At 69.3% G+C, this 22,196-nt stretch carries 20 protein-coding genes; 10 read left to right on the top strand and 10 right to left on the bottom strand.

The annotated features are described in order from the left end of the window. Nucleotides 1-75: 75 nt before the first annotated feature. Complete coding sequence (locus WS51_RS07045; RefSeq protein WP_418219683.1) at nucleotides 76-645, top strand: GNAT family N-acetyltransferase; 570 nt, start codon at nucleotides 76-78, stop codon at nucleotides 643-645. Between the two features lie 192 nt (nucleotides 646-837). On the opposite strand, the gene WS51_RS32820 is transcribed toward WS51_RS07045, so the two are convergent. The 4 genes from WS51_RS32820 to WS51_RS07025 form a co-directional block, all read right to left on the bottom strand. Then, nucleotides 838-1,053: a hypothetical protein gene (locus WS51_RS32820; protein WP_069228854.1), complete on the bottom strand. Its 216-nt coding sequence runs from the start codon at nucleotides 1,051-1,053 to the stop codon at nucleotides 838-840. 247 nt (nucleotides 1,054-1,300) lie between these two features. Further along, complete coding sequence (locus WS51_RS07035; protein WP_208606670.1) at nucleotides 1,301-2,062, bottom strand: hypothetical protein; 762 nt, start codon at nucleotides 2,060-2,062, stop codon at nucleotides 1,301-1,303. 52 nt (nucleotides 2,063-2,114) lie between these two features. Continuing rightward, a complete protein-coding gene (locus WS51_RS07030; RefSeq protein WP_059507682.1) occupies nucleotides 2,115-2,723 on the bottom strand; it encodes an acyl-homoserine-lactone synthase in 609 nt (202 codons plus the stop codon). Between the two features lie 209 nt (nucleotides 2,724-2,932). Further along, nucleotides 2,933-3,376 (bottom strand): DUF4902 domain-containing protein, encoded by a 444-nt coding sequence (locus tag WS51_RS07025; protein ID WP_059798344.1) that lies wholly within the window; start codon nucleotides 3,374-3,376, stop codon nucleotides 2,933-2,935. Nucleotides 3,377-3,449: 73 nt separating this feature from the next. Here WS51_RS07025 and WS51_RS07020 point away from each other — a divergent pair, with 73 nt between their 5' ends. Beyond that, nucleotides 3,450-4,169, top strand: coding sequence for an autoinducer binding domain-containing protein (locus WS51_RS07020; RefSeq protein WP_059451666.1), 720 nt, complete (start codon nucleotides 3,450-3,452; stop codon nucleotides 4,167-4,169). 46 nt (nucleotides 4,170-4,215) lie between these two features. Here the strand turns inward: WS51_RS07020 and WS51_RS07015 are convergent, their stop codons facing one another. The 5 genes from WS51_RS07015 to WS51_RS06995 all read right to left on the bottom strand — a co-directional run bounded on the left by WS51_RS07015 (nucleotide 4,216) and on the right by WS51_RS06995 (nucleotide 10,201). After that, nucleotides 4,216-4,923: an MgtC/SapB family protein gene (locus WS51_RS07015; RefSeq protein ID WP_040140256.1), complete on the bottom strand. Its 708-nt coding sequence runs from the start codon at nucleotides 4,921-4,923 to the stop codon at nucleotides 4,216-4,218. 336 nt (nucleotides 4,924-5,259) lie between these two features. Then, nucleotides 5,260-6,807 carry a TolC family protein gene (locus WS51_RS07010; RefSeq protein ID WP_059792866.1) on the bottom strand — a complete coding sequence of 516 codons (1,548 nt, stop codon included), beginning with the start codon at nucleotides 6,805-6,807 and terminating at the stop codon, nucleotides 5,260-5,262. Then, the gene (locus WS51_RS07005; protein WP_069228852.1) at nucleotides 6,794-8,881 is read right to left on the bottom strand and encodes an FUSC family protein; all 2,088 of its coding nucleotides are present in this window, start codon (nucleotides 8,879-8,881) and stop codon (nucleotides 6,794-6,796) included. Before WS51_RS07005 ends, WS51_RS07010 begins: the two co-directional genes overlap by 14 nt. After that, nucleotides 8,862-9,911 (bottom strand): multidrug transporter subunit MdtN, encoded by a 1,050-nt coding sequence (gene mdtN / locus WS51_RS07000; protein ID WP_069228851.1) that lies wholly within the window; start codon nucleotides 9,909-9,911, stop codon nucleotides 8,862-8,864. The genes WS51_RS07005 and mdtN overlap by 20 nt, the downstream gene beginning before the upstream one ends. Beyond that, nucleotides 9,908-10,201, bottom strand: coding sequence for a hypothetical protein (locus WS51_RS06995; protein WP_059451662.1), 294 nt, complete (start codon nucleotides 10,199-10,201; stop codon nucleotides 9,908-9,910). The genes mdtN and WS51_RS06995 overlap by 4 nt, the downstream gene beginning before the upstream one ends. Before the next feature lie 497 nt (nucleotides 10,202-10,698). On the opposite strand from WS51_RS06995, the gene WS51_RS06990 reads away from it, so the two are divergent. After that, a complete protein-coding gene (locus WS51_RS06990; protein ID WP_059507677.1) occupies nucleotides 10,699-11,847 on the top strand; it encodes a metallophosphoesterase in 1,149 nt (382 codons plus the stop codon). A gap of 6 nt (nucleotides 11,848-11,853) precedes the next feature. Here the strand turns inward: WS51_RS06990 and WS51_RS06985 are convergent, their stop codons facing one another. Next, complete coding sequence (locus WS51_RS06985) at nucleotides 11,854-12,438, bottom strand: malonic semialdehyde reductase (protein ID WP_059507676.1); 585 nt, start codon at nucleotides 12,436-12,438, stop codon at nucleotides 11,854-11,856. A 260-nt stretch (nucleotides 12,439-12,698) separates the two neighbouring features. Between WS51_RS06985 and WS51_RS06980 the strand changes: the two genes are divergently transcribed. The 7 genes from WS51_RS06980 to WS51_RS06950 all read left to right on the top strand — a co-directional run bounded on the left by WS51_RS06980 (nucleotide 12,699) and on the right by WS51_RS06950 (nucleotide 22,098). After that, nucleotides 12,699-13,304, top strand: a complete 606-nt coding sequence (locus WS51_RS06980) for an alpha-ketoglutarate-dependent dioxygenase AlkB family protein (RefSeq protein ID WP_059451659.1) — start codon at nucleotides 12,699-12,701, stop codon at nucleotides 13,302-13,304. Between the two features lie 318 nt (nucleotides 13,305-13,622). Further along, nucleotides 13,623-13,829 carry a hypothetical protein gene (locus WS51_RS06975; protein ID WP_069228850.1) on the top strand — a complete coding sequence of 69 codons (207 nt, stop codon included), beginning with the start codon at nucleotides 13,623-13,625 and terminating at the stop codon, nucleotides 13,827-13,829. 283 nt (nucleotides 13,830-14,112) lie between these two features. Further along, a complete protein-coding gene (gspI, locus tag WS51_RS06970; protein ID WP_059451658.1) occupies nucleotides 14,113-14,523 on the top strand; it encodes a type II secretion system minor pseudopilin GspI in 411 nt (136 codons plus the stop codon). Then, nucleotides 14,507-15,169, top strand: coding sequence for a PulJ/GspJ family protein (locus tag WS51_RS06965; RefSeq protein WP_059451657.1), 663 nt, complete (start codon nucleotides 14,507-14,509; stop codon nucleotides 15,167-15,169). Before gspI ends, WS51_RS06965 begins: the two co-directional genes overlap by 17 nt. A gap of 129 nt (nucleotides 15,170-15,298) precedes the next feature. Next, complete coding sequence (locus WS51_RS06960; RefSeq protein ID WP_081333530.1) at nucleotides 15,299-17,587, top strand: tetratricopeptide repeat protein; 2,289 nt, start codon at nucleotides 15,299-15,301, stop codon at nucleotides 17,585-17,587. A gap of 42 nt (nucleotides 17,588-17,629) precedes the next feature. Continuing rightward, nucleotides 17,630-19,882, top strand: coding sequence for a tetratricopeptide repeat protein (locus WS51_RS06955; protein ID WP_069228849.1), 2,253 nt, complete (start codon nucleotides 17,630-17,632; stop codon nucleotides 19,880-19,882). Beyond that, the gene (locus WS51_RS06950) at nucleotides 19,879-22,098 is read left to right on the top strand and encodes a tetratricopeptide repeat protein (protein WP_069229153.1); all 2,220 of its coding nucleotides are present in this window, start codon (nucleotides 19,879-19,881) and stop codon (nucleotides 22,096-22,098) included. The genes WS51_RS06955 and WS51_RS06950 overlap by 4 nt, the downstream gene beginning before the upstream one ends. The last annotated feature ends 98 nt before the right edge of the window (nucleotides 22,099-22,196 follow it).

Raw genomic sequence — 22,196 nt, 5'->3', positions numbered from 1 at the left:
CGGTTGCTGCGAGATTGCGCGCACGGCCCGGCGCATCCCGAGCCTCTTCACATCCCGATCACGGTAGAACCCGCATTGAAGATCGAAACCGAACGTTTGACGTTGCGCCGCTGGCGACCGGACGATGCCGGTGCGCTGGCTGCGATGCATGCGGATCCCGACGTGACCGCGTGGCTCGCGCGCGGCCCGATGTCCGTCGATGAGGCGGAAGCCACCATCGAGCGCTTCGAAGCGCATTTCGATGCGAACGGTTTCGGTGTATGGGCGATCGAGCGTCGCGCGGATGGCGCGCTGATCGGACTCTGCGGTCTGTCGCGCGAACTTCGCGACGCGCACCCGATGGCACCGTGTGTCGAGATCGTATGGCGCCTGGCCCGCTCATCGTGGGGGCATGGTTACACGAGCGAAGCGGCCGCCGCGGTATTGGCCGACGGATTCGGCCGGATCGGCCTCGGCGAAATCTTCGCATGGACGGCCGCCGCCAATCAGCGATCGCGACAGGTCGCGCAGCGGCTCGGGATGGCGCGGCAGCCGACGCGCGATTTCGATCATCCTGCGCTCCCGGAGGGACATGCACTGCGGCAGCACGTGGTGTACGTCACGCACGCAACGACCATTCATCTCGACGGTCGCGTCAGCACATGACGGTGGTCTGGGCACGCCTGCCCGTCAACGTCACTTCGCGTTCTACAGCGCGACCGGCAGTATCTGCGTCGTTAAATGTCCGTCCGGAGGCATCCCGTTGCGCATTGATCGGCGTCACGCGCGATAACCCAAGTGCCGCAGCGCATGCGCATGCAGCTTCGGATGCCGGGCGATCGTGCAGATGGCAGGCGCTCAACTCTTCGGCCGTCGGCGACTCACTGCACGCGACGGACAGCGCGTGAATTCGAAGCGATGGTCCAGCCCTTCGGAGCCGAACATTACGCCGGAAAAAGCGTTGTGATCGTCGAAGCCTGCGAGTGCCGATAGTTCGAACGCGTTGCGGGATATGCGTTCGGCCCTGGCGAGGATGGCGACGAGGCGGGCAATGACGACATCGGCTACGTACAAGCGCTTCGTTGATGAGAAGCTACGCGGATGGCCACACGAGTGTACGCGTGGTGAATGACAGGCCCTCGGATACCGCCCTCATTAAATCGCGCGGGCAAGAAAAAGCCCGCTACTGGAGCGGGCTGAATCCATGTTTGGAGACATGGAGGAGACGGATGTAACTTTAAGGGAAAACCCGAGGGCTCGCAAGTCCTAGTTGTAATTGTGCAACGCAACCAAGCCGCCGCTTTCTCTCACAAACGAGCTTTCACATTCCGCCCGCTCGAGCATGTGCGGCAAGCGCACCGAACCGCTCCTGCGCAACCGGTACTGCATACTTGTCGCGCATTTCCGTCTCGATCCACGCGCATGCCTCGCGCGCGCAGTCGGTCAGCGCGTGCCGCGTCGCGTGTCCGTCGATCGCATAGACGAAGCGCACGCCCACCTCGTCGTCGGCGACTTTCCGCTGCAGCTGCTCGAGCTGCAATTGCGGCCCGTGCCGTTGCGACAACGCGCACAGCTCGTCGAAGTGATATTCGAGCCAGTCGGCGAAGAACAACGCATCGCTGTGGCAGCGCAGACGGAACGCCGCACTCCGCGAAGGGCGCTGCGGGGTGCCGCCAACGGCCTGCGACTCGCCGGTCGGCGCCAGCGCCGCATCGACGGGCGCAAGCGGCTGCCCGATCTGCCGGTACGGTTCACGGTCGCGCAGCGCATGCCACAGCAGTTCGTCGCCAGCGGCCCCGGACGGCTGCATCGTCAGGTCGTGCCGTCCGTCGCCGAGGGCGGCGACGTCGCGGATCACGAGACGCAGCGAGCAGAGCGGCTCGTCCGCTACCAGCAGCGTCGCCGCGCGCGGCAACCCGCACACGAGCGGCGCGGCGCCGGTCGCCCGGAACACGAGCCCGTGGCGATCGAGCCGCACGAGCGGCAGCGGCCGCGGAAACGACGGGTAGGTGACCGTGATGCGGGCGCCGCCGGCTCCCGTCAACCCGGGCATCATCGCGCGAAAGACCTGAGACTGGTCCAAGGTGGTTCTCCTTCGTTACGAAGCCGCCCGGCCGGACTACGCGCGTTCCGGCTCAGGCGGCGATGGCCTGCCGGGCGGCCCGTCCCGGCTCAATTCCAAGTGCGGCAAACGTTTGCGGATCGATGTCGATCCAGCACGCGACAACCAGACGGCCATCCACCTGCTTCGGGGGGCCTGCCCGGTGCGCGTGCACGCCGATCCGGCGGAACAACCTTTCCATGCTCGCGAACGTCACGCCGATCAGCTGCCGCGCGCCCAGCTGCGCCGCGCATTCGACGACCGCGGCGAGCATCGGACGCACGGCCCACTCGGCATTGCCCGCGCCGCCTTCGTCGCCGGTCGCCGCGAACCGCGACAGCTCCCAGACGGCCGCCGATTGGGGCAGCGCGACGTCGTCGGCGATCAGGTCGGCGAACAGCGACTTCAGCAAATACGGGCGCGTGGTCGGCAACAGGCGTGCACATCCGCACACTTCGCCGCCGGCATTTCTCGCGAACACGTAGACGGTATCGTCGCGATCGAACTGGTCGCGCTCGAAACTTTCGTTCGCCGACGGGAGCGCCCAACCGAGCTGTTCGACGAACACGCGGCGCCGATAGCGCCCGAGATCCGCTGCAAGTTCGGGTGGCAACCGCCCTTCCTCGTGAACGAAGGTCCGCATGGTGTCCTCGGATCGGTACTTTGGTATGTACGCATTACATCGCGCGTCCCGAGGCGGCGGTAACTAGTAACTCTTACAGGGTGGGGGCAGGCCGATACCATTCGACCGCTGGTATCGGTTTCTTGATCGACGGGATTGAAATACGGGCGGCTTTTGCTTATAAAGAGCGCCAGTCTTGCGGAAATGTCAGAGGAAAGCGCGGCTGGTTGTCACTGGAGCGTAGGACCGGCATGATAGGCGGCGTTGCGATCGAGCAACGACGCCGCGACCGCGGCCGGCCAGTCGATGTGCGCGAGCCGTGCGGCGAGCGCGGCGGCGGTGCGGAACATGCCGAGATCGGCGCCGGCGGCGTCGACGGCCATGATGTTGCTGCGAACGTCGCCGCCCGCAATCACGAACGTGCCCGTTGCGCGCTCGAGATACCAGTCCCAGCCGACCGTCAGGTATGCGACGCCGGCACTGGCCGGGCGATGCCATTCGGTGTAGCCGGCCAGGCGTGCGTCGATGGCGCTGTCGCGTAGTTCGGTGAGCAGCGATGCATCGAGGCCGCTCGCGACGTGGTCGAGGACGAGCGTGGCCAGCGCGCTTTCGGACAGGCGCACATAGCCGTCCGGAGACGGGCCGCGGACCGGATGCAACAAAGGTGAAGTCATGCGCGGAATGTATCAGCCCCGAACCGGTGCTGGCACCTGACAGGTATGACAGCGTAACGTTGTCGGAGAACGAATGGAACTGCGCTGGCAGGATGCCTACCAACAATTCAGCGCCGCGGAAGACGAGCAGCAGCTCTTCCAGCGGATCGCCGCCTATTCTAAACGCCTCGGCTTCGAATATTGCTGTTACGGCATTCGCGTGCCGCTGCCGGTGTCGAAGCCGGCCGTCGCGATCTTCAATACGTATCCGGACGGCTGGATGGCGCACTATCAGGCGCAGAACTACATCGAGATCGACTCGACGGTCCGCGACGGCGCGCTCAGCACCAACATGATCGTCTGGCCGGACGTCGACCGGATCGATCCATGCCCGTTGTGGCAGGACGCGCGCGACTACGGGCTGGCGGTGGGCGTCGCGCAGTCGAGCTGGGCGGCGCGCGGCGCGTTCGGGCTATTGAGCATCGCACGTCATGCGGACCGGCTCACGCCGGCCGAGATCAACATGCTGACGCTACAGACCAACTGGCTCGCGAATCTTTCGCATTCGCTGATGAGCCGTTTCATGGTGCCGAAGCTGTCGCCGGAGTCGAGCGTCACGCTGACCGCGCGCGAGCGGGAGGTGCTGTGCTGGACGGCCGAAGGCAAGACCGCATGCGAGATCGGCCAGATTCTCAGCATCTCGGAGCGCACGGTCAACTTCCACGTGAACAACATCCTCGAAAAGCTCGGCGCGACCAACAAGGTCCAGGCGGTCGTCAAGGCGATCGCGGCAGGACTCATCGATACGCCCTGACGGGGTGCCGGCCGCGCGGCCACCGTGCCGCGCCGGCCGCCGCCGCTCATTCCATCATCGGCTCCGCTTCCTTCGCGGTCCAGCTCACGCTGGAAATGCTCTTCTCCATGCTCATCCGGCTCGCGATCTGCTCGAGCTTCTGCTGATCCTTCGGGTGCAGCTTCAGCGTCGCTGTCACTTTCAGCCGGTCCGGTTGCTCGGGCACGTCCTCGCTCGTCAGGCTCTGGAACGACAGCGGTTTCGCGTACATCGAGTTCGACAGCAGCGTGCGGATGTGCACTTCGTCGGCGGCCAGGCAGATCACGGTGATCTGGTATTCGCGCACGAGATCGGCGTTCGACACGGGGGTCGCGTTGATCGCCTGGCTGACGCCGCGCAGCACCGTGTTGGTGAGCAGCACGACGCCCGTGCCGGCGAGCGCCGGCACGTAATGGCCGGACCCGGCCAGCACGCCGACGGCGGCCGAACACCACAGCGTCGCGGCCGTGTTGATGCCCTGGATCGAGCCCTTGTCGCGCATGATCACGCCGCCGCCGAGAAAGCCGACGCCCGACACGACGTAGGCGGCGATCTGCGTGACGCCGGCCACGCCGTTGCCGGTCAGCACGCCGAGCGTGACGAACAGGCAGGCGCCGCTCGCGACGAGCGTGATCGTGCGCAGGCCCGCCGTGCGTTGCCGCATCTGGCGTTCGAGGCCGATCGCGACGCCGCAGGCGAACGCAGTGAAAAGACGGAGTGCGAAATCGAGAGTCATGGTTGTCCTGCCGTGCCAAGTGCGCATGCCGGCCCGCGTCGCGGCGGCGCGAGGCCGAACGCGGCACGATGGCCGTCGTCGCGCGGTACTGTACCGCGCGAATGCGTCATTCAGTGTGAAACGGGGGGGGGGGCGTGCGGGCTCGCGGAACGCGAGCCGCGGCAGGAGAACTGCGGCGGACAGGCGTTCAGGCGGCAAGCGGCGCACGCAACGAAGTGCTGCAACTGTCCACGATGGTTCCTGAAGGAAGAATGCGCGGCATTCTAGTAGGCCGCCCGCGCGGGCGTCAACCCGTCCGGTGCGCGGCCGCGAACGGCCGGCGCGGCACGGCGACGGTTACTGCGACGTGCCGATCGTCCCCGTGGCGAGCGCGAGTGCGGCGGCGGCCGACAGCGCGCCCGCGTAGCTGTCGACTTCCGCGTTGCGGGCCGCGAGCAGCTGGCTTTGCGCGATCGTCGCATCGGTCACCGAGCCGACGCCGTTGCGATATGCGGTGAGCGCCGCGTCGTAGCTCGTCTGCGCGGCATCGACGAGCGCCTTCGCGGCGTCGTGCGACGCCAGGCTCGTCTGCACCGCGTTCTGCGCGGCGACGACCTGGCGCACCGCTTCCTCCTTGGTCCGCGTGAGGCGCTCGGATGCGCTTTGCGCATCGTTGCGCGCCTGCATCAGCACTGCCGAGCGCAGGCCGCCGTCGTACAACGGGATCGTCACGCCGACGAACACGCCGCCGCCGTAGCGGCTGCCGTTCAGGTTGACGGTCGCCGCCTGGTCGCCGATCGCGGGCAGCGCGGTGATCGCCGTGCCGCCGCTGGCATAGGACGTCGACGCCGACAGGAAAATCTTCGGCATGAACGCGGCTTGCGCGGCCTTGATCTTTGCGCGGTTGGCTTGCTCGAGCGCATACGCGCCCTGCAGGTCGGGGCGGCGCGCGATCGCGTCCGACACGATCGCGTCCACCGACGAAGCGAGCGCGGGCGACAGCGGGCGCTTGGGCAACTCGGCGATCGAAGGCTTCGACAGCGGCGAGATGCCGAGTGCGGAGACGAGCGCGAGGTAGCCGTCGCTTTCCGCGCCGTTCGCCTGCACGAGCGCGAGATTCGCCTGCGCGCGATTCTGCGTCGCCTGCGCGAGTTCGACGACGGTGCCGACGCCTTGCCTGAGCCGCGCGCGCGACGCCGCGAGGATCGCGTCGGCGTTCGCCAGGCCCTGCCGCGCGCTGGCCGCGCGCGAGCGGGCGGCTTCGTACCGGTAATACGCGACGGTCACGTCGTGAATCACCTGCTGGTGCACGGCCGTGAATGCGACATTCGACGCGATCGACGCCTGCTCGGCGGCCTCGACGCGCGCCGCGCGGCCACCGAAATCGAACAGCAACCATTGCAGCGACAGCGCCGAGATCGTGCCGTGCACGGTCGTGTTGCTCGACGAGTCGCCGAGGATCGTCGACGTCGAGCCGTGCTTCGCCTGATATCCACCCATCGCGGTCGCGGACAGGTTCGGCAGATACGCGGTCTTCGCGATGCCGACCGCGAGCGCCGCGTTGCGCGCGTCGTTCCAGGCGATGCGGGTCAGCGGATTCGTCGATTCGGCGAGATCGATCAGCTCGGGCAGCGTATACGGATGCGTGGCATCGAGTGCGGCGGGCGGCGGCACCGACGCGAGCGCGGGGGAGGCCGGCAACGTGTAGTCGTGCGGCGCGCGCTGCGCGGACGCAAGCGGCGGGGCCGGCACGATGTCGCCGGCGGCCGACGTTTGCGGCTGCCACGGGCGGTCGGGCGCCTCTGGCGCGAGGTCGACCGAGGACGTGGCGCAACCGGTCAGCGCGATCGCGGTCGCAAGCGCGGCGGCGGCGATCGACGCGGCCGGCGGTTCAGGGACGCGCATGAGGGGCAGGCTCCTTCGGTGTGGCTTGACGCGCGGCGTCGGCAATGTGCGCGAGCCGCGTGTCGATCAGGTTCAGCAGCGCGTCGCGTGCGGGATCGGCGGAGGTGGCGGCCGGCACGGTCGCTGCGCGTGCCGTCGACGACGGTGGCGCCGAAGCGGCATCGCCAACCGGGGCGCCTTCGCGCGGTTCGACCACGCGCGCGAGGCGCGCATCGATCGCCGCATCGCCCGGTGTGCGTTCGGCGAGCAGGAACAGCGGGCCTTCGAGCGCGCCGAGTTCCGCAAGTGCGCGCCGCCGGGTCGCGAGCCACGTGGCGGCAGGGCGGACCCACGACGGTTCGTAATGGATCAGCCCGAGCTCCTGCGCGATCGCGCCGTGGCGCGCAAAGGCTTCTGCAGCGAGCGTGCGGCGTTCGGCGGGCTGCGCGACCTGCACGATACGGCGCCACTGGTCGCGCAGCGCGGCGAGTGCGACGTCGATTTGCTTGCCGATGCTGACGGGCCAGATGCGTGTGAACACGAGATACACGACGATGTTGCCGAGCAGGATGCCGATCGTGCGATCGCGCGCGAGCGTCAGGTCGAAGCCCGGGGCGGCGCCCTGGATCACGCACAGGAAGAATGCGAATGCGACCTGGAAGCCCGCATACGCGATGCGCGGCGAACCGAATGCGACCCACGCGGACAGCCAGGCGCCGGCGAATACGAGCGCCATCAGCTCGCCGATCGACGACAGTGCCGGCACGACGAACACGAGCGCCGCGGTGCCGATCAGCGCGCCGACGATGCAGCCGGCGATCCGCAGCGTGAGTTTCTCGACCGTCTCGGCCGTCGAGCCGAGCGACACCATGTAGCAGGTGATGAAGCACGTGTGGATGCCGGACCAGTCGAGCTGCGAATACAGCAGGTAGCAGAACATCGCCGCGACGGTCGTCTTCAGCGCGTAGCGGATGTGGTCGGGATTGGTGCGGGCGTCCGGCAGGAAGAAGCCGCCGCGCGGCGCGGGCGGCGCGGCGGGCGCCTTCGTCGGCGAAGCCGATGCATCGGTCGAGGTCGCGGCCGGTGCATCCGGTGTCGCGGGCAGCGGCAGTGGCAGCGGCGGTGGCGGTTCGGCGAAATGCGTGATGGCCGCGTGCAGATCGGTCGCGACGACGCGCGCGAGCGGCGCCAGCGTATCGGCCGGCGGCAGTGCGAGCGTCACGTCGACCGGATAGCCGCCTTGCTCGAGGATGCCGGCCATCTCGTCGAGGGTCGCAGCGGCCGGTTCCGCGAATGCGGCGGGCAGGCGAGCGTCCGGCTCGCGGTCGGCGAGCGCAATCGCCACGAGCAGCGCGGTGCTCGATGCGATGGCGTGTCGCAGCGCGGGCGCGTCGGCGGCCGGCGTCGATCCTTCGAGCGTCGACAGCTTCAGCCACGTGAGCATCTGCTTGTCGCCTTCGCGCAGGCTCGCGTCGAAGGCCGCGCGTGCGTCGTCGTCGTCGCGCAGCCGCCGCGCGGCGAGCCGCAGCCGTGTCGCGAGCTGCGCGAGCGCGAGCTTGCGCGGCGACGGCGCGATCAACAGGTTGACGACGATCGCGACGCCGACCGGAATCGCGACCATCAGCCACGCGTAGAGCAGCGCGCGCGTCGCGGCTTCGCCGACCGGCGCGAGGCCGAGCTGGTCGAGCCCGAAGCCGACGATCATCGCGAGGATCGCGCCGATCGGGCGCAGCTTGCTGGCCGACGTCAGATACAGCAGCGCGACCGACAGCACGGCCATGCATGCGACGCGCAGCACGGAATAGTCGATGCTGAAGATCGCGACGCCGACCACGAGCGCGATCACGAGCGTGACGAGCAGCAGCATCGCGGCCGCGAGCACGACGCTCGTCACGCGATCGGCGCGATTCAGGAAGAACACGACGTAGGCGGAGATCGCGGCTTCCGGCGTGCCGTAGCCGCTCGTCACGAGCACGACGAGCGCGCAGATCAGCGCGACCCGCACGGCCATCGCGGCGCGGCCCGGAAACGGCGCGAGCAGTCGCAGGATTTCGCGCGGGCCGGGCGCGCGGACTTCAGCGGCAGGCTGAGCCATGCCGGACCTCGACGATCGCGCTCGCGCCGACTCGCACGAGCTTGCCGTCGGGTTCGTCGAGCTTCACGCGCACCGGGAAGCGCTGCGCGACGTGCACCCAGTTCACCGAGTTCTGCACGATCGGCAGCGCGCGCGGCAGGTTGATGCGTGCACTGTCCGCGATGCCGGCGCCGATGCCGACGACCTTGCCCGTCAGCGGACGGCTGCGGTCGATCATCGAATAGACCGTCGCGCAGTCGCCGACCGCGATGCGGTTCAACGACGTTTCGCGGAAGTTGCCGACGGCGAACCATTCGCTCGCATCGATCAGCGTGAAGATCGACTGGTTCGGCGTGAGCGTTTCGCCCGCGAGCACGGTCAGGCCCGTCACGAGTCCGTCGTGAGGCGCGCGCACGACCGTATCGTCGAGCGCGTGCTGCGCGCGGGCGAGCGCGGCTTCGCGTGCGTGGAGCGTGGCGATCGCGTCGGCTTCGTCGCCGATCGTCTGCGCGGACGCGCGCTGCTGTTCCTGCGCCTGCGCGAGCGACACGGCCGCGTCGCGCTGCCGGACCTTCGCCTGGTCGAACTGCTGCGCGCTGACGTAGCCTTGCGCCGCCAGCGGCGCGAGCCGGTTCACGTCGCGCGTCGCGAGGTCGTAGTTTTGCGCCGCACGTTTCACCTGCTCGGCGGCCACGGCCGCGTTCGAGCGCTCGCCGATCAGCGACCGGCGGCGCGTGTCGAGCGACGCGCGTGCGAGCTCGAGATCGGCCTGAGCCTGCGCGACCGTCAGCCGGTACGGCACCGGATCGATTTCATACAGCACGTCGCCTTTCGCGACGCGCTGGTTTTCGTGGACCGCGAGCCGCACGATGCGTCCGCCGACGGGCGACGCGACGTGCACGACGTCGGCGTCGATCGACGCGTCGTCGGTGGACGGGTAGGCCGTCGTGCTGTGGTATGCGTACGCGAGCGCCGCGATGCCGAGCGCGACGATCGCCAGCGCGATCACGCGGCCTTTCGTGGAGGGGCGGGCGATGCCGGCGGCCTTCATGCGAACGGCCCCGTGCCGGCGAGCCACACGATCACGGCGACCACAAGGCCGATCGCGGTGCAGACGGCGAGCTGGTAGGGCACGGTGGCGGCCCAGCCGGTCGCGACGAACACGCGGTGCGCGACGATCGCGCCGATGATGCCGACGATCGCGCTGACGAGCCAGAGCGGGAAATACGCGCCGAACAGGACGTACGACGGTGCGCCGCGCGACGTGCAGCCTGCAAGCGGCAGGGCTGGCGCCAGTGTGGCGGCGGCACGCAGGGGCGCGCGCGACGTTGTTTTTCTCATGTGTGACGAGCTCGACGTTGGAGGTGAATGCCGGGCGCGGCGCAATGCGGTCCGTCGCCGCGACGACGATTCCGCGATACGGAGCCGATCATAAAACAGCGCGATGCGGACCGCCAGCGATGCCCCGCGTGCAGGCGGCTCGCAACGGGCGCGCGGCCGGCGCTTCGGGATGGTCGGTGACGATCGCGATTCTGCCAGCGACTGCGCTCGCAGGGTTGCCGACCCACTGCAAAAGATCGTCAGATGAAACCGGGCCGATACAGTTTGCATGCCGATGCAACGGGAATCGCCGAGTCGAATGCCGGATTACAGCGCAAACGCGGATGAATCCGCATTCCGGCCGCGCCGTGCGTTTGCCGTGGCCGCGATCCGTCGTGCCGCCCGGTATCTGTGTACCATCGTGCGGACAGCGCGACGCGTGACGGAAACCGACGCCCGGTTTCGTCCGATGCGCGGCGCGGAAGCGGTAGCGGTACCGCAACGAGGATGAACGTTCCATGCGAAGTTTCTTTGTCCGGTTCATTGCGATCGGCGTGCTGTTCCACTTGTACGTCGGACTGCGGATCATTCCCGACGCCTTCGCGTCGCCGCTCGCGCGCACGCTCGCGGCGCTCGTGCTGGCGAGCTTCGTCGTGCTGATTCCGGTCGGCATGTTCTCGCGCCGCTTCGACGAAGGCTGGGCCGCGACGCTGGCCGGCTGGGCCGGCTCGCTCGCGATGGGTTTCTTTTCGTCGCTGCTGGTGCTGACGTTCCTGCGCGATCTGCTGCTGCTCGGCGTCGTTGCATGGCGGCATCTGGGGCATGACGGCGCCTGGAGCGGCGCGGCATCCGACACGGCGCTCGGCGTGCTGGCGGGCGCGGTGCTGGTCAGCGCGATCGGATTCGTCGGCGCGCGCCGCACGGCGGCGGTCAAGCGAGTGTCGATTCCGGTCGACGGGCTGCCGGCCGCGCTCGACGGGCTGACGATCGTGCAACTGTCGGACATTCACGTCGGGCCGACGATCAAGCGACCTTATATCGAGCGGATCGTGCGCGCGGTCAATGCGCTCGACGCCGATCTCGTCGTCGTGACGGGCGACGTGGTCGACGGCCCGGTCAAGCGGCTGCGCGAGCACACGGCGCCGCTTGGCCGCATGCAGTCGCGGCACGGCAGCTTCCTCGTGACGGGCAACCACGAGTACTACGCCGGCGCGCATGCGTGGATCGACGAGTTCCGGCGGATCGGGTTGAAGGTGCTGCTCAACGAGCATGTGCTGATCGAGCACGACGGCGCGCGCGCGGTGCTCGCGGGCGTCACCGATTTCACGGCGGGCGGGTTCGATCCCGCGCATCGCAGCGACCCCGAGCAGGCGCTGGCGGGCGCGCCGCACGACGTCGCCACGAAGATCCTGCTCGCGCACCAGCCGCGCAGCGCGGAAGCGGCGAGTCGCGCCGGTTTCACGGTCCAGCTGTCCGGCCATACGCACGGCGGCCAGTTTCTGCCGTGGCCGCCGTTCGTGCGCCTGCAACAGCCGGTGATCGGCGGGCTGAGCCGGTTCGGCGAAATGTGGCTCTACACCAGCCGCGGCACCGGCTACTGGGGGCCGCCGAACCGTTTCGGCGTGCCGTCCGAAATCACGCTGATCCGGCTGGCACGCGGCCGCTAGCGCGCGTCAGACGATGCGCGCGATATCGTCGAACTCGAAGCGCGGGCTGCGCGGGAACAGGCCGGCCGGATCGCCGTAGCCCAGATTCACGAGGAAGTTGGTTCGGATCGCGGTGCCCGCGAAGAATTCGGCGTCGACCTTGGCGGCATCGAAGCCCGACATCGGGCCCGCGTCGAGGCCGAGTGCACGGGCCGCGAGGATCAGGTACGCGCCCTGCAGCGACGAGTTGCGGAACGCCGTGGCTTCGATCAGTGCGTCGTTGCCGGCGAACCAGCTGCGCGCGTCGGCGTGCGGGAACAGGCGCGGCAGGTGCTCGTGGAACGCGAAGTCCATGCCGACGATCACGGTGACGGGCGCGGCCATCGTCTTCGCGAGATTGCCTTCGGACAGCGCCGGTTTCAGGCGCGCCTTCGCTTCCGGCGACTTGACGAACACGAAGCGCGCGGGGCTCGCGTTCGCCGACGTCGGGCCGAATTTCGTGAGGTCGATCAACCGGTGCAGCAGCGCGTCGTCGACGGGTTTGTCCTGCCATGCGTTGTGGGTGCGTGCGGTGAGGAACAGCTGGTCGAGGGCGGAATCGGAGAGCGTCATGGTGGGTCCGTGAAGAAATCGGCCGGGTCGTGCCGGCCGGCATTGCGGAAGAACGCGGCGCCCTGGATAAGGGCGCGTTGCGATACGCCGCGATGATAGCGTGGCCTGCTGAAACGCACCGGCCTCGCTCTCGGCGATTCGGGGCGCCCGGCGCTCGGGCATGTGGCGCGACGGAATGACAGCGCATGGCGGCACGCGTCGCCGTTGGCTACCATGCAGACATGGTTCGCCCGTCTCATTGACTCTTGCCCGATTCCGACATGTCGACGCCCGATCTTTTCGCCGATACGCCCGCGCCCGACGTGGACTGGTACCCGGGCTGGCTCGCGGCGGCCGACGCCGATCGTATGCTGGCCGCGCTGATCGACGAGGTTGCTTGGCGGCAGGACACGATCCGCACGCCGCGCGGGCGCATTCCGCTTCCTCGGCTCACCGCGTGGCAGGGCGAGCCGGACGCCGTCTACGTGTATTCGGGAATCCGCAACGTGCCCGCGCCGTGGACGCCGGCCGTGCTCGACCTGAAGCGTGCGGTCGAGGCGACCTGCGACGCGCGTTTCAACAGCGTGCTGCTCAATCGTTATCGCAACGGGCAGGACAGCCTCGGCTGGCATGCGGACAACGAGCCGGAGCTCGGCGACGCGCCGGTGATCGCGTCCGTCAGCCTCGGCGCGATGCGCGTGTTCGACTTGCGTCATCGCGCCACCGGCGTCGTGCATGCGTACCGGTTGACGCACGGCAGCCTGCTGGTGATGCGCGGCCGCACGCAGGCCGAATGGCAGCACCGCGTGCCCAAGGCGCCGGCGGTGCAGGGCGAGCGGATCAACCTGACTTTTCGGCGAGTAATGACGGGCGAGGCGGCACGCTAGCCGCGCCGGCCGGAGGGCTTGCATCGCCCAGGGTCGCGACCCGTTTTTCAACCGATCCAATGAAGCGCTCGTCCATGCGGCACGTTGACGCACAGGTGCTGCGCACGCCGGGGGAATCGGCGGCGAGGCCCGCGCCACAAGGGTTTCAGTTGGATTTCATCGACCACCCGGTTCTGATAGGCAGGTGTAAGCCCTGATGGTGCGTCGCAACAATCATTGACTAAACTGTCGAATGGCTGAAACGCGCCGCGAACCGGCGCATCTTTTCGACATGCACGACGCGTTGCCGATGCGACGCGTAGCGCAGGAGCATAATTCTTGACCGTACTGGACTCATCCCTCGAACCCTCGCTGCACGTCTTCGAACAAGACGGCGCATGGCAATGGGCGCTGACGGTGAAGCGGGTGTCCGGCGTCGGTGTGAAAGTCGTCGCATTCAGCACGGACGGCTTCCCCGCCGAAGCCGACGCGCATGCCGCCGGCCAGCTTGCCCGTGCCGAGTATGACGACGCCGTGCCGGCCTGACGTCGCGCCGCGCCGACCCGTGCGCGGATCGGCGTGATCGTCCGTTCCCGGCCGTTTTTCTTCTTCCTTTCCGTTTTCCTCCGTTTCCCCGGCTTCGCCGTCGCGCACCGCGTGATGCACCGGCGTGGCCGCGCCATGCGTCGATCACGACAAATGGTCCGTACCTTCCGACACGCACTTGCCATACGCGCCGCTTAACGTGCATGCGCGGCGTCCGCCGTGGCGGCGATGCGCGATGCATCGCGCGGCGAACGGCGACGACTCATCGACAAGAGCGCAGGTCATGTGCGACGACAGAACCGATTTTCACCGCGCCGCACGGGCGCCGCTACGGGGATTCACGCTGATCGAGGTGCTGATCGCGCTGGCGATCGTCGCGGTGGCGCTCGGCGCCGTGATGCGCGCGATCGGCGCGCTCGCGTCGGACACCGATACGGCGCGCATGCGGTTGCTCGCGCTCTGGAGCGCCGACAACGCGCTCGGCGAAATCCGCATCGCGTCGAGCTGGCCGGACGCGGGCACGCAGACGTTCGCGTGCCCGCAGGGTCGTTACCGGTTCGTGTGCCGGCAGTCCGTGGCCGCGCTGCCGAGCCCGCTCGTGCGGCGCGTGACGGTCAGCGTCTATCCGTCCGCATCGAGCCGCAACGTGCTCGCCGAAGTCGTGACGGTGATCCAGAATGAAGCGCGGCGCTGACCGGCGCGCGCCGGCGCGCGCGCGGGGCTTCACGCTGATCGAGATGCTGGTCGCGATCGCGCTGCTGGCCGTGATCGCGCTGCTGTCGTGGCGCGGCCTCGATGCGACGATCCGCGGCCGCGACGATATCGCGTCGAATCTGGCGCAAACGCGTCTGCTCGGCCGCTATTTTTCCCAGCTGCAGTTCGACCTGATGAACCTGGTGACGGCCGACGAAGTGTTCGGGCCGCCGCTGCGGATCCGGCCGAACGATCTCGTGATGGTGCGGCATCTGGGCGTCGGCGCCGGCCCGGCGCACGTGCAGGTCGTGCGTTACCGGCTCAAGGGGCGCGAGCTCGAGCGCAGCGCGTCGCAGCCGCTCGCGTCGCTCGCCGAGGTCGAGGCGGCGCTGCAGCAGATGGACGCGTTCCCGCGCGTGGTCGTCAGCAACGATGCGCGCTCGATGCAGCTGGCCGTATGGATTGCGCCGGGCGGCTGGACGAGCAGCCAGACGGCGATCGAGCAGGCCTATGCGCAGTTTCTCGCGCAGCACGGCATCAGCAATTCGACGTCGCTCGGGATGCCGCTGCCGCGCGGGGTGCGGTTCGCGGTGACGCTTGGCGCGCCGCCGGTCGAATACGTGCGGACGATCCCGATCGGCCAGTGACGGCGGCCGGGCGGGCATCGGGGAGCGAGGTCGGTCTCGCCGAGACAAGCGCTTTGCCGCCCGGCACAAAATGGTCCGTAACTTTCGTCATACGTCTGTTATTGGGCGTCCGTTAGTCTCGTGCCGAGCATGATTGCCGCGACGGGCCGCTCCGGCCCGTTCAGCGGCGCATCGGCAAACGGGAAGGGGGCGAACGTGACGGTCGAGCACCGGCATGATGCACACGCGGGCGCATCGGGGAACGGCGCGCGCGGGCAATGGCAATCGGCGGCGATCCTCGGCCGCGCGCAGCAATCGCACGGCGCCGGGCGCTTCGACGACGCGGCGCGCGACTATCTCGCCGTGCTCGCGAACGAGCCCGATCATCCGCAGGCACTGCATCTGTACGGCGTGCTGCAGTTCCAGCGCGGCGCGGTCGGCGAGGCGGAGGCGCTGCTGCGCCGCTCGATCTCGATCGACGCGAGCGCGCGGGCATTGTCGGATCTCGGTGCGATCGTCGGCGAGAGCGGGCGCGTCGACGAGGCGCTGGACCATTTCGCGGCGGCGCTGCGTGCGGCGCCCGACGACGTGCAGACGCTCGTGCGTCGCGGTAACACGCTGATCGCGCAGCATCGCTACGACGACGCGCTCGCGGCGTTCGACCGCGCGCTCGCGGTGTCGCCGCTCGTGCTCGATGCGCTGTGCAATCGCGGCGCTGCGCTGCGGGCGCTCGGCCGCCTCGACGACGCGCTCGACACCTACGATCGCGCGCTGATGGTCGATCCGCGCTCGTGCGAGTCGTGGTTCAACCGCGGTCTCGTGCTGCGCGCGCTTCAGCGGCCGGCCGATGCGCTGCACTGCTTCGACCGCGCGAATGCCCTTCGGCCCGGCGTGGCCACGATCCAGGCCGAACGCGGCCGCGCGCTCGTCGATCTCGACCGCGTGAACGAAGCGCTCGCGGCCTTCAACGACGCGATCGCGGCCGATCCCGCACGGCTCGACGTGCTTCACGACAGCGCGGTCGCGCTCGAAAGGCTCGGTCGCGCGGACGAAGCGCTGCTTCGCTGCGAACGCGTGCTGGCGCTCGACGCGAACCACGTGCCCGCGCTGGCGAGCCGCGGCAACGCATTGCTGCAAATGCGCCGCTACGACGACGCGCTCGACAGCTATGCGCGTGCGCTCGCCATCGAGCCTCGTTCCGCCGACCTCCTGTGCAATCGCGGCACCGCGCTGCGCCACCTGAAGCGCTTCGACGAAGCGCTGTCCTGCTACGACGCGGCGCTTGCGATCGACCCGCATTTCGCCGAAGCGTGGACTAACCGCGGCAGCGTGCTGCAGGACCTGCACCGCCGCGACGAAGCGGCCGCCTCGCTCGATCGCGCGCTCGCGCTGCGTCCGGAGCATGCGACGAACTGGCTCAACCGCGGCAACCTGCATGCCGACCACGCGCAGGCGGACGACGCGCTTGCCGCTTACGAACGTGCGCTCGCGTTGCGTCCCGACTATGTCGACGCTCATGTCGCCCGCGCATCGCTGCATCTGATGGAGGGCGATTTCGAACGCGGCTGGCCGGCGTACGAATGGCGGCTGCACGACGCGCAGCTCGCGCGGCAGGTGCGTCCGTTCACGCAGCCGGCCTGGCGCGGCGACGAACCGCTCGACGGCAGGACGATCCTGATTCACGCGGAGCAGGGCTACGGCGACACGCTGCAGTTCTGCCGCTACGTGCCGCTCGTCGCCGCGCGCGGCGCCCGCGTCGTGCTGGAGGTTCAGCCGCCGTTGCGCGCGCTGATGGCATCGCTCGACGGCACCGCCGCGGTGGTCTCGCGAGGCGAACCGCTACCCGCGTTCGACTGCCACGTGCCGCTGCCGAGCCTGCCGTATGCGTTTCGCACCGACGCGCGGACGATTCCATCGGCTGCCGCCTATCTGCATGCGGACCCGCACCGCGTGCGCGAATGGGAAGCGCTGCTCGGCGCACGACGCCGGCCGCGCATCGGGCTCGCGTGGGCCGGCAATCCGGAACACCGCAACGACCACCATCGGTCGATCGATCTGGCGCGGTTCGCGCCGCTGTTCGATCTCGACGTCGACTGGGTCAGCCTGCAGAAGCCGGTTCGTGAGCGCAACCTCGGCGAGCTGGCGGATTCGCCGCTGCGCCGCGTGGACGACGCGCTCGGCGATTTCGCGGATACGGCCGCGTTGATCGGCGCACTGGATGTCGTGATCGCGGTCGATTCCGCCGTTGCGCATCTGGCGGGCGCGCTCGGCCGCCCGGTGTGGATATTGCTGCCCGACCCGCCGGAATGGCGCTGGATGCGGGCACGCGGCGACAGCCCCTGGTATCCGTCCGCGCGGCTGTTTCGCCAGTCGTCGCCGGGACACTGGCGCGCCGTGATCGACGCGGTACGCGATGCGATCGCGGCGATGACGCGTTAGACGCGACGAAACGAACCAGAACGATCACCCAGGGGCCACACGATGACATTGAACGGGGAAGGGACGACACTCGCGAGTGCGCCGGCCGCGTCACGATCGCCGGATCGCCGTCCGCCCGATGCCGCGCAGCTCGAGCGGCTGCTCGCATGCGCGCGCATCGCGCACCGCGACGGCGCGCTGCAACAGGCGGAGCACGCGTACGCGGAATTGCTTGCACTCGATCCCGACCATCCGGAAGCGCTGCATCTGCTCGGCGCATTGCGATTCCAGCAGGGCCGTCTCGAGGATGCCGAGCCGCTGATGCGGCGCTCGATCGAGCGCCAGCCGATGCCGCTCGCGCTGGCGAACTACTCGGCGGTGCTCGCCGGACTCGGCCGCACGCACGACGCGCTCGCTCGCCTCGACGATGCGCTCGCGATCAATCCCGCGCATCAGCGCGCGCTGTTCCAGCGTGCCGGCCTGCTCGCGCAACTCGGGCGCCACGACGAAGCGTGCGCATCCTACGACCGGCTGCTCGAACTGACGCCCGGTTTCGCCGACGGCTACGTGAAGCGCAGCGACACGCAGCGCGCGCTCGGCCGCCACGACGCGGCACTCGCCGACTGCGACCGGGCGGTCGCGCTCGCGGGCCGCTCGTTCGATGCGATGCGCGCACGCGGTCTCGCGCTGCGTGAGCTCGGCCGCTTCCGCGATGCGGCGCTCAGCTACGACCATGCGCTCGCGCTCGCACCCGGCAGTGCCGAAGTGCTGTTCCTGCGAGGCGTCGCGTATCTGGATCTGCACGAGCCCGAGCGCGCGCTCGCGGATTTCAATGCGGCGATCGCCGCAAGCCCGACGTTCGTCGATGCGATCGTCAACAGTTCGATCGCGCTCGAGCAGCTCGGGCGGCACGAAGAAGCGCTGGTGCGCTGCGATCGCGCGATCGCGCTCGATCCGCGTCATGCACGCGCGCTCGCGAATCGCGGCAACGCGGCGAGCCACGTCGGGCGCTACGCGGAGGCGGTGGACAGCTATGCGCGCGCGCTCGACGTCGAGCCGGACAACACCGCCGTGCTGTGCAACTTCGCAAGCGCGCTGATGCACGTCGGTCGCCACGACGACGCGCACGCGATGTGCGACCGCGCGCTTGCGGTCGATGCGCACTGCACCGCGGCGTCGTTCACGCGCGCCGTTGTCAGGCTCGAAACGCATCGTTACGACGACGCGCTCGCCGATCTCGCGCGCGTGATCGACACAACGCCGCACGACAAGCTCGCGCACTTTCATCGGGGAAACGCGTTGCGTGCGCTGCGCCGCCACGACGACGCGCTGGATGCCTATGCGCGCGTGCTCGACATCGATCCGGACGACGCGCCCGCGCACTGCATGCGCGCCTTCCTGTGCCTGTCGACCGGCAATTTCGAAGCCGGCTGGGCCGAGTACGAATGGCGCTGGCGCGACCGCCAGCTCGACGGCAGCCGGCGCGATTTCGCGCAGCCGCGCTGGACGCACGGCACGCCGCTCGACGGCCGCACGATCCTGCTGTACCCGGAACAGGGGCTTGGCGACACGCTGCAGTTCTGCCGCTATGTGCCGCTGGTCAAGGCGCTCGGCGCACGCGTCGTGCTGGAGGCGCCCGTCGAATTGAAGTCGCTGTTCGCGACGCTCGACGGCGTGGATGTGCTCGTCGCGCGCGGCGATCCGCTGCCGCCGTTCGACCTGCATTGCCCGCTGCTGAGCCTGCCGCTGGAGTTCCGCACGGACCTGTCGTCGATTCCGGCGGACACGCCGTACCTGAGTGCCGATCCCGAGCGGGTCGAACGCTGGCGCGCGCGTCTCGGCACGACGGGCCGGCCGCGCATCGGCCTCGTCTGGACGGGCAATCCGCTGCACCTGAACGATCGCAACCGCTCGATGATGCTGACCGACCTGTTGCCGCTGCTCGACGATCGCTACGAGTGGATCAGCGTGCAGAAGGTGATCCGCGACGACGATCGTGCGGCGCTGCAGGCGAGCCCGATCCGCTTCGTCGGCGACGACCTGACCGATTTCGCGGAGACGGCCGCGTTGATCGGCGCACTGGACGCGGTGATCAGCGTCGATACGTCGGTCGCGCACCTGGCCGGTGCGCTCGGTTGTCCGCTCGCGGTGCTGCTGCCGCACACGCCGGATTTCCGCTGGTTGCTCGATCGCGACGACAGCCCGTGGTATCCGGGGGCGACGCTGTTCCGCCAGCCGCAGGGCGGCCGGTGGGCGCCGGTGGTCGAGCGCGTGCGCGGCGCGCTGCCGGCGCTCGTGGCGAGCGCGACGCGATGAGCACGGTGCATGCGCTGCCGCTGCGGGCTGCCGTCGACGATGCGCTGCGCCAGGCACGCGCGAAGCTCGAGCAGCGCGATTTTGCCGGCGCGGCGCGGCTCTACGAAGGCGTGCTGGCGATGATGCCCGATCACGTCGAAGCACTGCACCTGCTCGGCGTCGTGCATCTGGCGCGCGGCGACGCGTTGCGCGCGGAGCCGCTGATCGCGCGCTCGATGCGGTTCGGACTCGACCAGCCGTGGAATTTCGCCAACCATGCGGCGGCGCTGACCGGCACGGGCCGCCATCGCGAGGCGCTCGACGCGGCGGCGCAGGCGCTCGCACGCGATTCCGGGCATGCGCCCGCGCATGCGGCACGCGGCGACGCGCTACGCGCGCTCGGCCGGCACGGCGAAGCGGTCGGCGCGTACGATCTCGCGCTCGCGCGCGAGCCCGGGCGCGCCGCGACGTGGGTGCGTCGCGGCGAGGCGCTGCGCGCGATGGGCCGGCCAGCCGACGCGTTGATCAGCATCGAGCGCGCGCTGCGGATCGATTCGAACGATGCGCTCGCGCTCGCGGAACGCGGCCATGCGCTGCGTGCGCTCGGGCGCGGCGACGAGGCCGTGCATTGTTTCCGGCTTGCGATGGTGGTGCGCGGCAAGACTCCCGAACTCGTCTATGCGTGCGGCTATGCGTTGATCGAACTGGGCCGCCCGGCCGAAGCGCTCGCGTGCGTCGACGAAGCGCTGGCGCGCACGCCGGACGATGCGCAACTGTTGTTCGTCAGTTGCGTCGCGCTCGACCTGCTGCATCTGCGCGACGAATTGCTGAAGCGCGCCGACCGCCTGCTCGCGCTAGACCGCGACAACGTCGGCGCATGGATCGGCCGCGGCAACGCGCTGCTGGGGCTGCGGCGTCACGAGGAAGCCGTGCGCGCCTACGGCGAAGCGCTCGCGCGCGCGCCTGCCGATTTCGATGCGCTGCGCAATCGCGCCGGAGCGTTGCGGGCGCTCGGCGCCTGCGACGACGCCGTTGCGGATTACGACCGGGCACTCGCCGCACGCGGCCCGCATGCGGAAGTGCTGTGCAATCGCGCGATCGCACAGCAACTGCTCGGCCGCTACGACGACGCGCTCGCGAGCTACGCGGCCGCCACCGCCGCGCCCTGCGGTACCGCGCAGGAGTTCTACGCGCGTGCGGTCGCGCGCCAGCAGGTCGGCGATTATGCGGGCGCGCTCGCCGATTTCGCGCTGGCCTGCCGGCACGATGCGAATCACGGCATCGCGCGCCGCTCCGAGGCGTTCTGCCGCCTGTTGACGGGCGACTTCGACACGGGCTGGCGGCAGCACGAAGCGCGCTGGGATGCCGCCGACGTGATGCTGCACCGCCGTCACGCGGACCGCCCGCAATGGACCGGCGACGAACCGCTGGCTGGACGCACGCTGCTGCTGCATGCGGAGCAGGGTTTCGGCGACACGCTGCAGTTCTGCCGCTACGCGAGCCTCGCGCACGATCGCGGCGCGATCGTGACGATCGACGCGCCTGCTGCGCTGGCCGAACTGCTCGGCACGTTGCGCGGTGTGAGCCGCGTCGTCGCCGACGGCCAGGCGTTGCCGGCGTTCGATCTGCATTGCCCGATGATGAGCCTGCCGTTCGCATTCCGCACGACGCTCGATACGGTGCCGGCCGACGTGCCGTACCTGCATGCCGATCCGCGGCGGCGCGCGGCATGGCTCGAGCGGCTCGATGCAGCTGCGCCGCCGGGGCGCCTGCGTGTGGGCGTCGTGTGGTCCGGCAACCCGCATCACGCGAACGACGAGAACCGGTCGATGACGTTTGCCGCGCTCGCGCCGCTCGTCGCGCTCGACGCGACGTTCGTCAGCCTGCAGGTCGGCGTGCGCGCGCGCGACGCCGACGCGTTCGCGGCCAGCGGCGTGCTGTCGTTCGAGGCGGCGTTGACGGATTTCGCGGAGACGGCCGCGCTCGTCGACACGCTGGATCTGGTGATCGCCGTCGATACGTCGGTCGTGCACCTGGCCGGCGCGCTCGGCCGGCCGGTGTGGGTGCTGCTGCCGCGCGTGCCGGACTGGCGCTGGCTGCTCGAGCGCGACGACAGCCCGTGGTATCCGACCGCGACGCTGTTCCGGCAAGGGCGGCCGGGCGATTGGCCGGCATTGGTCGAACGCGTCGCGCAGGCGCTCGCGGCTCGCATCCGCGCGCACCGCGAGACGGCGTGAGCCGCCGACTGTGACAAAAGCTACGGACCATTCGCGCGCGCCCGGAATGGTCCGTAACACCCGCCACGCCGCTGCCATCGGGCCTTCGTATGTTCTCG

Source organism: Burkholderia territorii, from assembly GCF_001718335.1.
GTDB lineage: Bacteria > Pseudomonadota > Gammaproteobacteria > Burkholderiales > Burkholderiaceae > Burkholderia > Burkholderia territorii.
The sequence above is the reverse complement of the archived record's forward strand: the minus strand, read 5'-3'. Positions and strand labels throughout refer to the sequence as shown.

What these genes read in the sequence shown, in the direction of transcription:
- WS51_RS06990 (WP_059507677.1), top strand. Translation starts at nt 10,699, where the DNA reads ATGCGAAGTTTCTTTGTCCGGTTCATTGCGATCGGCGTGCTGTTCCAC.
- WS51_RS07030 (WP_059507682.1), bottom strand. Translation starts at nt 2,723, where the DNA reads ATGCGGACCTTCGTTCACGAGGAAGGGCGGTTGCCACCCGAACTTGCA.
- WS51_RS06955 (WP_069228849.1), top strand. Translation starts at nt 17,630, where the DNA reads ATGACATTGAACGGGGAAGGGACGACACTCGCGAGTGCGCCGGCCGCG.
- mdtN (WP_069228851.1), bottom strand. Translation starts at nt 9,911, where the DNA reads ATGAAGGCCGCCGGCATCGCCCGCCCCTCCACGAAAGGCCGCGTGATC.
- WS51_RS07020 (WP_059451666.1), top strand. Translation starts at nt 3,450, where the DNA reads ATGGAACTGCGCTGGCAGGATGCCTACCAACAATTCAGCGCCGCGGAA.
- WS51_RS07010 (WP_059792866.1), bottom strand. Translation starts at nt 6,807, where the DNA reads ATGCGCGTCCCTGAACCGCCGGCCGCGTCGATCGCCGCCGCCGCGCTT.
- WS51_RS06965 (WP_059451657.1), top strand. Translation starts at nt 14,507, where the DNA reads ATGAAGCGCGGCGCTGACCGGCGCGCGCCGGCGCGCGCGCGGGGCTTC.
- WS51_RS06950 (WP_069229153.1), top strand. Translation starts at nt 19,879, where the DNA reads ATGAGCACGGTGCATGCGCTGCCGCTGCGGGCTGCCGTCGACGATGCG.
- gspI (WP_059451658.1), top strand. Translation starts at nt 14,113, where the DNA reads ATGTGCGACGACAGAACCGATTTTCACCGCGCCGCACGGGCGCCGCTA.
- WS51_RS06980 (WP_059451659.1), top strand. Translation starts at nt 12,699, where the DNA reads ATGTCGACGCCCGATCTTTTCGCCGATACGCCCGCGCCCGACGTGGAC.
- WS51_RS07025 (WP_059798344.1), bottom strand. Translation starts at nt 3,376, where the DNA reads ATGACTTCACCTTTGTTGCATCCGGTCCGCGGCCCGTCTCCGGACGGC.
- WS51_RS07005 (WP_069228852.1), bottom strand. Translation starts at nt 8,881, where the DNA reads ATGGCTCAGCCTGCCGCTGAAGTCCGCGCGCCCGGCCCGCGCGAAATC.
- WS51_RS06995 (WP_059451662.1), bottom strand. Translation starts at nt 10,201, where the DNA reads ATGAGAAAAACAACGTCGCGCGCGCCCCTGCGTGCCGCCGCCACACTG.
- WS51_RS07015 (WP_040140256.1), bottom strand. Translation starts at nt 4,923, where the DNA reads ATGACTCTCGATTTCGCACTCCGTCTTTTCACTGCGTTCGCCTGCGGC.
- WS51_RS06985 (WP_059507676.1), bottom strand. Translation starts at nt 12,438, where the DNA reads ATGACGCTCTCCGATTCCGCCCTCGACCAGCTGTTCCTCACCGCACGC.
- WS51_RS06960 (WP_081333530.1), top strand. Translation starts at nt 15,299, where the DNA reads ATGATTGCCGCGACGGGCCGCTCCGGCCCGTTCAGCGGCGCATCGGCA.